General features: G+C 61.0%; 10 protein-coding genes and 1 pseudogene. 8 read left to right on the top strand and 3 right to left on the bottom strand.

Annotation, left to right across the window (positions count from 1 at the left end; all coding sequences use genetic code 11):
* The first annotated feature begins 157 nt into the window (after positions 1-157).
* Positions 158-589 (top strand): PACE efflux transporter, encoded by a 432-nt coding sequence (locus tag APH34_RS13130; protein WP_054901449.1) that lies wholly within the window; start codon positions 158-160, stop codon positions 587-589.
* Between the two features lie 182 nt (positions 590-771).
* Positions 772-2,334, top strand: coding sequence for a threonine ammonia-lyase, biosynthetic (gene ilvA / locus APH34_RS13125; protein ID WP_054901448.1), 1,563 nt, complete (start codon positions 772-774; stop codon positions 2,332-2,334).
* Positions 2,335-2,414: 80 nt separating this feature from the next.
* Here ilvA and APH34_RS13120 read toward each other — a convergent pair whose 3' ends face one another.
* The 3 genes from APH34_RS13120 to APH34_RS13110 all read right to left on the bottom strand — a co-directional run bounded on the left by APH34_RS13120 (position 2,415) and on the right by APH34_RS13110 (position 5,872).
* Positions 2,415-3,602, bottom strand: a complete 1,188-nt coding sequence (locus tag APH34_RS13120; protein WP_054901447.1) for a hypothetical protein — start codon at positions 3,600-3,602, stop codon at positions 2,415-2,417.
* A gap of 63 nt (positions 3,603-3,665) precedes the next feature.
* Entirely contained in the window at positions 3,666-4,133 is a 468-nt protein-coding gene (locus APH34_RS13115) for a VOC family protein (protein ID WP_054901446.1), read from the bottom strand.
* A 119-nt stretch (positions 4,134-4,252) separates the two neighbouring features.
* Complete coding sequence (locus tag APH34_RS13110; RefSeq protein ID WP_054901445.1) at positions 4,253-5,872, bottom strand: NADP-dependent glyceraldehyde-3-phosphate dehydrogenase; 1,620 nt, start codon at positions 5,870-5,872, stop codon at positions 4,253-4,255.
* Between the two features lie 137 nt (positions 5,873-6,009).
* Between APH34_RS13110 and APH34_RS13105 the strand changes: the two are divergent.
* The 6 genes and pseudogenes from APH34_RS13105 to APH34_RS13085 all read left to right on the top strand — a co-directional run bounded on the left by APH34_RS13105 (position 6,010) and on the right by APH34_RS13085 (position 12,833).
* A pseudogene (locus APH34_RS13105) lies at positions 6,010-7,613 on the top strand (putative bifunctional diguanylate cyclase/phosphodiesterase).
* Between the two features lie 362 nt (positions 7,614-7,975).
* Positions 7,976-9,133 carry a hypothetical protein gene (locus APH34_RS13100; RefSeq protein ID WP_054901444.1) on the top strand — a complete coding sequence of 386 codons (1,158 nt, stop codon included), beginning with the start codon at positions 7,976-7,978 and terminating at the stop codon, positions 9,131-9,133.
* 56 nt (positions 9,134-9,189) lie between these two features.
* Positions 9,190-10,308, top strand: a complete 1,119-nt coding sequence (locus APH34_RS13095; protein ID WP_054901443.1) for a glycosyltransferase 61 family protein — start codon at positions 9,190-9,192, stop codon at positions 10,306-10,308.
* A 340-nt stretch (positions 10,309-10,648) separates the two neighbouring features.
* Complete coding sequence (gene eppA / locus APH34_RS29540; RefSeq protein WP_176516494.1) at positions 10,649-10,825, top strand: EPS-associated small membrane protein EppA; 177 nt, start codon at positions 10,649-10,651, stop codon at positions 10,823-10,825.
* A gap of 309 nt (positions 10,826-11,134) precedes the next feature.
* Positions 11,135-11,692, top strand: coding sequence for a polysaccharide biosynthesis/export family protein (locus APH34_RS13090; RefSeq protein ID WP_054901442.1), 558 nt, complete (start codon positions 11,135-11,137; stop codon positions 11,690-11,692).
* 64 nt (positions 11,693-11,756) lie between these two features.
* Complete coding sequence (locus APH34_RS13085; RefSeq protein ID WP_156358083.1) at positions 11,757-12,833, top strand: hypothetical protein; 1,077 nt, start codon at positions 11,757-11,759, stop codon at positions 12,831-12,833.
* The last annotated feature ends 15 nt before the right edge of the window (positions 12,834-12,848 follow it).

The following is a 12,848-nucleotide window of genomic DNA, read 5'->3' as shown; positions in this document are numbered from 1 at the left end:
CTCGTTCGATCCTCTGGACGAAGTACGACGTGTCGCCGCGTGCAATTAATAGAGACAAGCAGCCACGCCCAGGGTTGTCCAATGCACGGCGGATTTCCGGCTTTTTCTTGTGAACTGCATCTAGTAACGTGGTAGCCCTTTTCGACAGGAGCTGAACATGCAAGGCAAGGCACGCAAGGTTGTCCAGGCCATTCTCTACGAGGCCATCGCTGTGGCCTGCGTGGCACCGGCGCTGGAGTTGGCGTTCGGTGCCGGCATGGCCCAGTCCACCGTGCTGTCGGTCCTCATGTCGGGCATCGCCATGAGCTGGAACATGGCCTACAACTGGCTGTTCGAACGGTGGGAAGCCCGCCAGCACAAGCGGGAACGAACCTTGTTGCGGCGGTTGCTGCATGCCCTGGGCTTCGAAGGCGGGCTGGTGCTGATCCTGCTGCCGCTGGTGGCGTACTGGTTGGATGTCAGCCTCTGGGCGGCGTTGCTCACCAACCTGGCGTTGTTCGTGTTTTTCTTCGTCTACGCCTTCGTGTTCCAGTGGGGCTTTGACAAGGTGTTCGACGTGCCGCTTTCGGCGCAGCAAGCCAAGTGTTGACTTGGCGGCGCCTGGCGGGATAAGTTCCTATCCATGAACACATTCCCGCACGTGAACGCCATTATTATTACCGCCATTATCAGCTTGGCGGGCTAGCGCGTACGTGCACCAAACCCGCCCTGGAGGCGGGTTTCTTCTCTCTGACTCCTGGGCAACGTAAAAAAGCCAAGGAGTTGCCTTCGATGACCAGCCTCAACGTCAGTCCCTGTACACCGCTAAGCCCCCAGCAACTGCTGTCGGAGCAGGTGCGCCGCATTCTCGCCGCGCCGGTGTACGACCTGGCCATCGAGACGCCTCTGCAGGCGGCCCCGGCGCTGTCGGCCAACCTCGGTAACCAAGTGCTGCTCAAGCGGGAGGACCTGCAGCCGACGTTCTCGTTCAAGATCCGCGGTGCCTACACCCGCCTGTCGCGGCTGACCACAGCCCAGCGCGCGCGCGGGGTCATCACGGCGTCGGCCGGCAATCACGCCCAGGGTGTTGCGCTGGCGGCCTCGCACCTGGGTATGAAGGCAACCATCGTCATGCCCACCACCACGCCCTCGCTCAAGGTCGAAGGCGTGCGGTCACGCGGTGGCCATGTGGTGCTGCATGGCGAAAGCTTTCCGCATGCCCTGGCCCATGCACTGACGGTGGCCGACAGTGAGGGCGCCACCTTCGTGCCCCCATTCGATGACCCGGATGTGATCGCAGGGCAGGGCACTGTCGCCATGGAGATCCTGCGCCAGCAACCGGGTGCGCTCGACGCCATCTTCGTGCCGGTCGGTGGCGGCGGGCTGGTGGCAGGCATCGCCGCCTATGTGAAGTACCTGCGCCCGCAGGTCAAGGTGATTGGTGTGGAGCCGGAAGATTCCAACTGCCTGCAAGCCGCGATGGCTGCCGGTGAGCGCGTGGTGCTGCCGCAGGTCGGCACCTTCGCCGACGGTGTGGCAGTGGCTCAGGTCGGCGCCCATTGTTTCGAGCTGTGCCGGCACTTTGTCGACGAAGTGCTGACCGTCAGCAGTGATGAGCTGTGCGCAGCGATCAAGGATATCTACGACGATACCCGTTCGATCACCGAACCCTCCGGCGCCCTGGCCGTGGCCGGGATCAAGAAGTACGTGAAGCGCGAAGGTGTGCAGGGGCAGACCCTGGTGGCCATCGACTCTGGTGCCAACGTCAATTTTGACCGGCTGCGTCACGTGGCTGAGCGCGCCGAGTTGGGGGAGCAGCGCGAGGCAATCATCGCCGTCACCATCCCCGAGCACCCCGGCAGCTTCCGGGCCTTCTGCCAGGCGCTGGGCAAGCGGCAGATCACCGAGTTCAACTACCGCTATTACCCGGGCAAGGAGGCACGGTTGTTCGTCGGTGTGCAGACCCACCCGTTGCATGACCCCCGCCAGCAATTGCTGGCCAACCTGCAGGCGCAGGGTTACAGCGTGCTCGACCTGACCGACAACGAACTGGCCAAGCTGCATGTGCGGCACACTGTGGGCGGGCATGCCGCGCCGGGGGCTGATGAGCGGGTGTTGCGCTTTGAATTCCCGGAGCGGCCAGGGGCGTTGCTGGGCTTCCTGGAACGACTGGGCAAGCGCTGGAACATCAGCCTTTTCCATTACCGTAACCATGGCGCGGCTGAGGCGCGGGTGTTCGCTGCGCTAGAAGTGCCGGGGGATGAACAGGCAGGGTTGCCGCAGGCGCTGGACGAGATGGGCTACCGGTATTGGGATGAAACCGATAATCCGGCGTACACGCTGTTTCTTGGGTGATTGCTACTGTGCTCGGGCGCGGCCCTGGGATAACGCCTGTCGGTTGGCGTTGTCGGGCCGCGGTTGTGCGAACCGGGTGTTCAGCGCTCGCGCATGAAGAAACCTGCCACGAACTTGCGGAAGGTTTCCAAGCTCTTGAAGTCGGCATAACGCTTGAAATTCTCTGCGTCCGGTTCCGGGCCGATCGGTTGCTCAAGCAGCGACACCGACAGCACCCGGTCCTGATCCGAGGTCAGCACCAGCTCATCCATTACCTGGCCGCCGATCACTGGCCTGCGCATCTGTACCTTCACGCCTTTGCTGGCCATCCAGTCGATCAACGAGACCAATGCCTTGAGCGGCTCCCGCTCTTCGTCGCGGTATACCGGGAACAGGTGAGCGCGGGACAGCACCGGCACGCTGGCCACGTGAATCAGTTCGTAGAAATGGCTGCCGGCGGTGGTAGGCGAGTACAAGGCCAAGACCAGCAATGGCCCGTTGGCCCGGTTGCCAGCCCAGTACAGATGGTGACCCTGGAAGTCGAAACCTTCCTCGCTGCGATTGTTGAACACCTTGCGCCCCTTGACCTGCTCGACACAGTCCAGCAGCAGGCCGTGGCGGCGGTGATTGCCGAACACCTTGGCCTCGCGCAGGCGGGCCTTGAGCATCATCATGTGCTTCATGTCCAGCCGCGTTTCCAGGTAGTTGCTGGCGGGCACGCGCTCGAGCAGCGGGTAACGGCTGGCGACACTGCGCAGCTCGGCAAATTGGCTGGTCAGGTCCTTTTTCAGGTGCGTGGCATAGAGGTTCAGGCCGCTGGTCTCGATCCATGTGAGCAGCAGCGACAGCAGGCGCTGCTGGTCGCGGCGCTCACCACCGTCTCCCGTACCGCCTTGGGTGTCCAGGGCCTTGGGAAAGTCACCGATCAGGCGCAGGGGCGTGTCTGGTGCCAGCCATGCAGCGGGTGCGGCAGGCGGCTCTTCGCGCTCGCCGGCCTCGCGCTCGTCCTTGGTGAACGGGCAACCGGGGGCATGCTCGGCGGTGCCGGGGTTGTTCTTGAGAAACAGTGTGCCGGTGCTGCCATTGAGAGTGACATTGAGCACCGGCAGGGCATCCTTGCGGCAGTCGCACGCCAGCCACTGGTTGGCGCTGCGCACCTTCATCAGCAGCTGGTTGGCCTGCAACAGGCGGGGACCGGCGAGGGTGCCGCTGGCAAAACCGGCCAGCAGTTGCTCCTCGGCCGGGGTCAGGCTACGGACCTGTGCGGCGGTTTTGTCGATGATTCGCATGAAGCAGCTCCAAGCTACGAGCCTCAAGCTTCAGGCAAAGTCGCGCCGCTTTCAACCTGGCGTTCAGCCACCGGCAAACAGTTTTGCGGCGCGGGCGCGGATTTCCTCAACGCTGAGGTCTTCCTTGTGGGTAGCGACGAACCACAGGTTGCCGAACGGGTCCTTCAGGGTGCCACTGCGGTCACCATAGAACTGGTCCTTCACTTCGTGCAACGGGGTAGCGCCGGCGGCTAGCGCCTGGGCGTAGACCTGGTCGCAATCCTCGACATACAGGTGCAGCCCGATGGCCACACCGTTGAGTGACTGGCTGGCGGTCAGCCCACCTTCCATGTCGCAGGGGTCGGCCAGCATCAGCGATGAGTCGCCCATTTTCAGTTCAGCGTGGCCAACGCGGCCGTCTGGGCCGTCGAGGCGGAACATCTCGATGGCGCCAAAGGCTTTCTTGTAGAACTCGATCGCCTTGGCGGCGTCCTTGATACCCAGGTAGGGCGTGATGCTGTGCTGGCCTTCGGGGATAGGTTTGACAGCCATGTTCAAGTCTCCTCTGTGGGATGCAAAGGGGCACTTAGCGGCCCCTGTTGCATAGAGTCGTTCGTGGTGACGGAAAATCGACTGCAGGGCTAGATCGATTGTCTATAACCACGCCGCCATCAGAAGATGTAATCGGTGGTCAGGAAACTGGACTGCCGATTGCGGATGATCTCGCTGATGAGGGTCTTGTTGGCGTCCTGGAACTTGGTGGCCACCAACGTCCGTATCGAGAACACGCGCAGGGCGTCATGCACCGACAGGGTGCCTTCGGCGCTGTTCTTGCGGCCGTTGAACGGGTAGGTGTCGGGGCCGCGCTGGCACTGGGCATTGAGGTTGATACGGCCGACCTGGTTGGCGAAGATGTCGACCAGGTTGCCAATGGTTTGCGGGTCATTGCCGAACAGGCTCAACTGCTGGCCATAGTCGGAGTCGAGCACATAGTCGATCACCGTCTGCAGATCGCGGTAGGGCACAACCGGCACCACGGGGCCGAACTGTTCCTCGTGGTACACGCGCATTTCGCTGTTCACCGGGTAGAGCAGGGCGGGGCAGAAGAACGAGCCACGGCTGTGCCCGCCCCCTGGGTTGAGCACCCGCGCGCCCTTGGCCGTTGCGTCGGCGACCAGGCCGTCGAGGTAATCGACCTTGCCGGGCTCAGGCAGCGGGGTCAGGGCCACGCCCGGTTCCCACGGCATGCCAGGCTTGAGCGCGACCAGTTTGCGCTGGAACTTGTCGAGGAAGGCCTCGACCACGTCCTCGTGCACGAACAGGATCTTCAACGCGGTGCAGCGTTGGCCGTTGAAGGACAGCGCGCCGGTGACGGCTTCGTCCACCGCGTTGTCAAGGTCCACCTGGGGCAGCACGATGCCGGGGTTCTTGGCGTCCAACCCCAGCGCGGCGCGCAGGCGGTGCGGGCGCGGGTGAAGTTTTTTCAGGTCGCTGGCGGCTTTGTGCGTGCCGATGAAGGCGAACACATCGACCTTGCCGCTGGCCATCAGCGCGCTGACCGTTTCGCGGCCGCGGCCATAGATGACGTTGATCACGCCTGGCGGGAAGCTGTCGCGGAACGCTTCGAGCAGCGGCCGAATCAGCAGCACACCGAACTTGGCCGGTTTGAACACCACGGTGTTGCCCATGATCAAGGCGGGGATGAGGGTGGTGAAGGTTTCATTGAGCGGGTAGTTGTAGGGCCCCATGCACAGGGCCACGCCCAGCGGCGCTCGGCGGATCTGGCCAAGGGTGCCTTGCTCGAGCTCGAAGCGGCTGGAGCGGCGGTCCAGGTCCTTGAGTGCATTGATGGTGTCGACGATGTAGTCGCAGGTGCGGTCGAATTCCTTTTCTGAATCCTTGAGGTTCTTGCCGATCTCCCACATCAGGAGCTTGACCACCGCTGTGCGCTGTTCGCGCATGCGTGCCAGGAACGCTTCGACATGTTGGATGCGCTCGGCCACGCGCATGTTCGGCCAGGCGCCGCGGCCTTTGTCGTAGGCCTGTACGGCGGCGTCCAGCGCGGTCAAGGCGGTGGCGGCGTCGAGCAGTGGCGCGCTGCCCAGGATGACCTGGCGCTCGCCTTCGCTTTCCTTCAGCCACACCGGGCTACGCACCGTGGCCAGCGGACCGTCCCAGCGCCTGAGCGCACCGTTGACCAGGTAGTCGCGTTGCTCCAGGGGCTCGCCCAGGTGCCAGGCTTCGGGGATGTCCCTGGCGGCAGGGAACAGCGAATCGAGCAGGTGGTCCATGGGTACTGCACCTCACAGGTCTAGGTGGGTGAATCGCTTCAGCTCGAGGATGCACCCGGCGAAAGAAAAATACCAGTCTGGCTCAATATTGCCCGCACTGCGCCGATACAGGAGCAATCGAGCGCATTCGCAGGCCTATGACCCCGACCCCTACTCCCCAACCCGATCAGCAGCCACCGCCCATGGGCACGCTGCGCCAGTCGTTCTACCAGCTGATGCCGGTCGGTTTTGCCGTGGTCGGCATTGGCTTGTCTGTGCTGCTGGGGCACCTGGACGTGCAGCGCCAGCACGACGATGTGCCGGCCAGTGCATTGGGCTCGCCGCTGTTCTGGTTGGCCCTGGCCTGTACCAGCCTGACCAGCCTGTTCCTTGCCCAGATCAACCGCAAGCAGCGCCAGTTGCACCACCGCAACCTCGAGTTGCGCCGCTCCAAGGCACAGCTTGAGCGGCTGGCGCATTACGACACCATTACCGGCCTGCCGAACCGTGTGCTGTTCCAGCAACAACTGGCCGAAGCCATTGTCCAGGCCGATGGCCTGGCGGTGCTGATGCTCGATATCGACGGTTTCAAGCAGGTCAACGACAGCCTTGGGCATGCCATGGGCGACCTGTTGTTGCAGCAGGCCACCGCGCGCTTCTTGCAGGAACTGGATACGCCGGACCGGTTGTGCCGCCTGGGTGGTGATGAATTCGTGTTCATGCTGCGCGGTACTCAAGGGCAGGTAAGCCACCAGGTGGGTCACCTGTTGCGTTGCCTGCAACGACCATTCGACCTGAACGGCAACGCCGCCCTGGTCACCGGCAGTATCGGCCTGGCCAGGTGCCCGCAGCACGGGGCCGATGTAGGCAGCCTGCTGCGCCATGCCGACACGGCCATGTATGCGGCCAAGGAAAGCGGACGCAACGCCTGGCGGCCGTATCACGCCGACATGACAGCACGCCTGCAGCAGCGCCTGGAGCTTGAGCGCAACCTGCGCCGGGCCCTGCAGGCCAATGAGTTCGAGCTGTGGTACCAACCCAAGGTCGACCTGTTCAGCGGTGCGCTGGAGGGGGTCGAGGCATTGCTGCGTTGGCGCGACCCTGCCCACGGTCTGGTCTCGCCGGCTGAGTTTATCCCGCTGGCCGAGCGCACGGGGTTGATCATCCCGCTGGGTGAGCGCGTGCTGCAGCTGGCGTGCGCCCAAATGGCCGCCTGGCGTGACGCAGACTGTGTGCCTGGGCCAATGGCGATCAACGTTGCGGCGCTGCAAATCGAACGCAGCGACTATGTGACCAGCCTGGCCCTGGCGTTGGAACGCCATAACCTGCCGCCAAGTCTGCTGGAAGTGGAGATCACCGAAAGCCTGCTGATGGAAAGTCAGCAACAGGCCTGTGCGGTATTGGCCCAGTTGCAAGCGATGGGAGTGACCACTGCGGTGGACGACTTCGGTACCGGCTATTCGTCTCTGGCCTACCTGCGAGCGCTGCCGATCGATCATTTGAAGATTGACCGTGCTTTCATCAAGGACCTGCCCAACGACGACGATGCCGTAGCGGTGGCCGGGCGATCATCGACCTGGGTCATGCGCTGGGGTTCAGGATTACTGCAGAAGGGATCGAAACCCAGGAACAGTACGACTTCTTGCGCAACGCAGGGTGCGACCAAGGGCAGGGCTACCTGCTCGCCCGGCCTATGCCTGCGGCAGATCTGGCGCGCTGGCTGGCCAGCCGCGGTGAGCGCGGCCGCCAGGGCACAACCTGAGCCGTTTCAACGTTCTGGAACAGCACTCGAAGCGCCGCAACCGGTGCGCCTTGAAGTTGGCGCCTGCCAAAAAGAGGTGTGCGAAGCGCCCCGGGCCTCCCTTTGCGCAGCAGACAATAGCCATTGCAATAATCAATCGCTGAATACAAGGCGCATTAAAAATTGACGCCATGAAATGGCGCGAAGTGCTAGCAAAATGCCGCTTGCCAATGCACGAACTGGCATCTTAAATTGTTACTTAATGTTGGCGCTAACTTGGCACATGTTGTCGATTTATCAGTGCGTTAAGTGAATGTCTTGAGCAATAACAAGAAACGCTTCCGATAAATCCAGTTGAATATTCAAAGGACGTCGTAGAAGACATGAAAGCGCACCTGACGGCAGTAGCCCGTAAACTCATTTCGCCCTCTCTGCGGTATGAGATCCGAAACGTTTCAAGCCAGGTACGCGACATGCTTGGGCGTGCCTGTGTCTGGCGTTGGGAGGTGGCCCGGTTCAGGCTCCGCCAAGAAAGCCCCTACGAGATTCTTTACATTGGCAGAAAGCAGCAGCGTGAAATGGCCAAGTTGCTTATCGGTGGCAAAGGCCAACGGGAGGCAGCCGAACGCGCTGAGGAAACGCCAACGGCTGGCGTATCGAAGCATGTGGTGGTGGTCAGCGAAGTGCCTACCAGCGGGGCGTTATCGGTGCCTCATTACCTGAGCGCTGTGGTGCCACTGGGGCGCTCTCTGGACGATATCACCGGTCGCTACGACAGCGAGCTGCGCCGCAGCATCCGCAAGAACCGACCGCTCTACCAGATGCGCCAGACCGTTGCCGATGACGAAATCGCCATGGCTGACAGGGACCTGCTAAGGCCCTACGCTACCGCGCGGCAGGGCATTCATGCGGCGCAGTTTGCGACAGAAGAGGTGTTCAGGCTGGCCAAGGGCGTTGGCCGGCTCGACCTGATCACGCTCAACGATGAGGTGGTGGCCTGCCATTTGGGCTGTGAAATCACCCGGGGTGGCAAGCGCTACTGGAGTACCTTGCGCTTCGGCTACTGCGAAGCGGTGTTTTCCGACGCCAAAAAGTTGCGTGAAGTGAACTCGATCACCACCTTCATGGCGCTGGAGTGGGCACTGCAACACGGTTACGACTATTACGACATCGGTCTGTGCCTGGCGCGCCCTGATGATGGCCTGCTCAAATGGAAGCGGCGCCGGGGCGGTGATGTGGACTCACTGGGTAATCACGCCTATCTGTTCGTGCGCCTACCCAGAAACGGGACCGCGCAATTTTTGTGGGACACGCCGCTATTTGCCATGGAAGGCAATAAATTGACGCTGCACCTGGGTTTGCCGGACGGCACCACCGATGAAGAGGTGGCCAGCCGTTATCACGAAATGGTGTTCGGCGGGCTGCACAAAATCTACTTGTATGGCGCCAAAAGTGCGGGAGATTCGTTCCTTGAAACATTGCGCGCCCGCTACGCCAACTTCAAGTCGCCGCCGTTGATGGAGCGGGTGGCATCCAGCTGAAGTCAACCGCGGACGCGTCTGGTCATCGACCCGTTATTACCTATGGGGGCTGCTCCATGCAAAGCGATACCTTGAAAGCGGATACATCACCGGTTCCTGGCGGTTATAACTGGACGCTTGCGGCCTACCGGCACATCGCAAGAAAGCGTCTAACGCGCAAAGACGACATCGATATAAAGAGCCTTGCGCATAGCGCATGGGATATCGCCCCAGGTGAAACCACGGTGTCGCCCCCGGCAATCTATCTTCCCAACCAACTGGAGCGGGTAACCGGTTGGGAGGCCAAGCGTTTCTTCCCGTACGTGCATCCAGCACGCACCATGGAAGGGGGTATAACCTTGCAACAAGGCCCTACTCGGGGTTATCTGCTCAAGCAGGTCTGGCTGATCGATGGCGCGCTGTACAAAGGTAATGCCAGCCACTGGCTGTCGCTCAAGCCCAGTACCTTTCCACGTGTCGTCATCGAGCACGAAATCACACGAGGCGCTGCCTATTGCACGCAAAACGGCAATACCTGGTTCGGCACCTGGCTGATGGAGGACTGCCCGACCTACGCATTGGCGTGCGATGAGGGGGTGCCTGTGACGACCGCTCCGTCAAAACGGTACCCGCTGTTCACCCAGGGCCCAGCTTATGAGCAGTGGTTGGGGATGCAACCGTTGCGTTTGCGCAGCGCTTTCTTCCACGAGCTGGTGCTGTTCGACGATGTCAGTAACAACCACAGCAGGCATAGGCGCTACCGGGCCATGGGGGACAGGCTGCTGGCGCATGTGGACCCAGCACCGCACCCAGGGGTCTTCATTCTCCGGGGCAGCGACGGTGACCTACGCTTGCTGCGCAATGAACTGGAGATTGCCGAACACCTGCGCAAGCACCGCGGTTTCCGTGTCATAAACCCGATGAAGCTGGACGTACCTGCCATCGTGGCAGCCTGCGCAGGCGCGAGGGTGGTCATCGGCGTGGAAGGCAGTCAACTGGTCCACGGCGTGAACGTCTTGCAACCCGGGTGTGCGCTGCTCACACTGCAGCCCCCCAATCGCTTTGTCAGCTACTACAAGTACCTGACCGATCGAGACCATCAGTATTTTGGTTTTGTCGTGGGTAGCCCGCAGGGGGATGGTTTCACTGTGGATATTGCTGAAGTCGAACGCACCCTTGATCTTTTTCCGTCATAAGCACGTTCGGTAAGCGCAATGATTCGCACTATTTCTCGCTGGTGAAACACTCGGCCCCCGCTGACGGTTGCCATGGCAGCCGTTGCAGTGCGCGCCAAGTGGCAGTACAGCACAAGGCTTTTATCAGCGTTATCAGTGGCTTGACGTTTTTGTGAGCCATGCCAAAACGGCTGCATATTCTGTATGGCAGTATATTGACGAATACAGGGTTGGCCCATTGAGATTTATTATGGTGTCGGATCGTTGACGTAATGTCATTGTGCCCATAAGCTCCAATCAACAGCGAGACAGTCTTCTACACCAAACCAATAACAACTTGTCCTCTTTGCAGGAGGGGATCATGCGCTCGACACTGTTCATCAAATCCATTTTTCTGTTGGTGTTATTGAGTGGTGCAGCGCGGGCGGCTGACTCTTATATGAGTCAAACGAACATTGTTCCTCTGGCAACGGCGGCCTGGTTATTTGCGTTTGCGGTCATCGGTTTTGTCGCGGTGGCCAACCGAAAGAAAATCTGACTGCACCTGAATGTGTTGTTGGAAGTTCCTGAGTTTTAACGTGATGCCGGGAAGTTGACGCGAGTAAATGGGCTTCATGGTTTTTCCGCTGGCGGCAGCTTGTCAATTCTCCAGCCATTGCTATATTCCAGTAGCCATCGGCTTGGACGACATACACCAGCCATGGCTGGCGGCGCGGCATCACGGTAAATAGCCCCCAGGATTCGGGGGCCAGCGCAGCGGGTTACAGGCTGCGATGTGGAGCGAGAGGTTTAGTGCGGTTCTCAATCAGTGCTCTTAACCCGGGCCGTCTGGCCGGAGGGATCCCTCATGGCGCGTTTGCTGCTTTCCATCTTCTGCGTACTGGTCGTGTGGTCCGGCGCCAGCGTAGCTGACGACAGAAACTCGACCTACCTGCTCAGCCCCGGCGACAAGGTGCTTATTTCCGTCTGGCAGGAAGACACATTACGCCAGGAAACCGTCGTACTCCCCGATGGCAGTATCACATTCCCGTTGGCTGGCCGCATTGATGTGGCAGGCCTCGATGTCACGGCGGTGGCAAAAAAGGTAACCGCCGGGCTGCAACCCTATCTCGCCGAACCTAACGTCAGCGTCGTGGTGACGGGTACGGCCGGCAATCTGGTGTATGTCCAGGGCAAAGTCATAAAGCCGGGCCCGGTGCCAATGGCAGGCCCTACGGCAGTACTTCAGGCGCTGAGCATGTCGGGCGGAATGGACAAATTCGCTGACGAAAGCGCCATCAAGGTGATCCGCGGGAGCGGCCCTTCGCAAAAGGTACTGCCGGTACGCTACAAGGATCTGGTTTCTGGGCGAGACATGTCCACCAACTTCCAACTCCAGGCTGGCGATACGCTGGTCGTCCCATGACTCTTCTAATAATTAAGAATAACTAGTGCCTACTTTTCGACCAAAGCGTGTTGCAACGGCGATCATGATGATGCCGTTGGCGGGGGTGGCTTACGCCGCCAATTGGCAGTCTTCAGTCGTGGTCCCCACGACTGTCGAGTACGACAGCAACCCATTGCTCCTTACGTCCAAGGAGAAAGGTGTGACGCGTACCATCATTGCGCCCGACTACAACCTGATCGGCCAGTTCGACCGCGACCAACTGCGCCTGGGCCTGGGCATGCACCTGTTGCGGTCATCCGACCGGTCGGTGGTCGACGACCGTGAGGACCCTAATCTGAGCCTGGGCTGGCAGCGCGAAACCGAGACGGGTGGTTTTGGCCTGCTGGCGCAGTACAACGAGAGCTCGACACTCTCGGGCGCTGTGCTGGATACCGGTGTGGTCACCACCGATGGCACGCAGAAGATGTCGTCGCTGACCGCCAACTGGAGCAGCGCCGTTACCGAGCGCAGTACCTTGGCCAACGAAGCCCGGTACAACCATGCCCGCTACGACATCAATACGCTGACCGGCTACGACGAATATTCCAACTACCTGTCATGGACTTACGCCTGGAACGAGCGCACCGACATCATCAGCGGTTTCGAGGCCCGGCGTTATGTACCCCAGGATACGACCACCGCGGTTGCCACCAACAGCTATGTCCCCAGCATCGGCATCAGGCACCAGTTCTCGGAACAACTGGAAGGGGCCATGCACGTAGGGGTCAACGAAACCTCTGGCTCTGGCGGTGGGCGGCGCGGTGAAGGCGGGCTGTCGCTGTTCTACCGTGGGGCGCGCAACGAGGCGAGCCTGAGCGCCGAGCGCAGCACCGTAGCCAACGCCGAAGGCGGCTTTGCCCAACTGGACATGGTGCGGGGCACCTGGAGCTACCTGCTCACCGAAACCCGCCGCATAGGTGCCGACGCGTCCTGGCAGGACAGTAAAGGGCAAACGCCCAACACCTTACAGACCTACAGTGTCTGGGCCAGCCAGGAATTTTCGCGGGCCTGGGACCTGCGTTTCTCGTTGATGTACAAGGAGCGTCAGCAAAATGGCCTGCCAGATGCTGAAGCGACAATTGTTGGACTGACGCTGACGTACAGATACCCCGACATCTGACTCTTGCATGGGTGG

Origin of the sequence: Pseudomonas sp. NBRC 111131, from assembly GCF_001320525.1 — a bacterium.
Taxonomy (GTDB): Bacteria; Pseudomonadota; Gammaproteobacteria; order Pseudomonadales; family Pseudomonadaceae; genus Aquipseudomonas; species Aquipseudomonas ceruminis.
This window is presented reverse-complemented; position numbering and strand designations above follow the sequence as displayed.

Bases quoted from the DNA above. Each gene is read 5' to 3' on its own strand.
- ilvA (WP_054901448.1), top strand. From the start codon at position 772: ATGACCAGCCTCAACGTCAGTCCCTGTACACCGCTAAGCCCCCAGCAA.
- APH34_RS13085 (WP_156358083.1), top strand. From the start codon at position 11,757: ATGATGATGCCGTTGGCGGGGGTGGCTTACGCCGCCAATTGGCAGTCT.
- APH34_RS13110 (WP_054901445.1), bottom strand. From the start codon at position 5,872: ATGGACCACCTGCTCGATTCGCTGTTCCCTGCCGCCAGGGACATCCCC.
- APH34_RS13090 (WP_054901442.1), top strand. From the start codon at position 11,135: ATGGCGCGTTTGCTGCTTTCCATCTTCTGCGTACTGGTCGTGTGGTCC.
- eppA (WP_176516494.1), top strand. From the start codon at position 10,649: ATGCGCTCGACACTGTTCATCAAATCCATTTTTCTGTTGGTGTTATTG.
- APH34_RS13115 (WP_054901446.1), bottom strand. From the start codon at position 4,133: ATGGCTGTCAAACCTATCCCCGAAGGCCAGCACAGCATCACGCCCTAC.
- APH34_RS13130 (WP_054901449.1), top strand. From the start codon at position 158: ATGCAAGGCAAGGCACGCAAGGTTGTCCAGGCCATTCTCTACGAGGCC.
- APH34_RS13120 (WP_054901447.1), bottom strand. From the start codon at position 3,602: ATGCGAATCATCGACAAAACCGCCGCACAGGTCCGTAGCCTGACCCCG.
- APH34_RS13095 (WP_054901443.1), top strand. From the start codon at position 9,190: ATGCAAAGCGATACCTTGAAAGCGGATACATCACCGGTTCCTGGCGGT.
- APH34_RS13100 (WP_054901444.1), top strand. From the start codon at position 7,976: ATGAAAGCGCACCTGACGGCAGTAGCCCGTAAACTCATTTCGCCCTCT.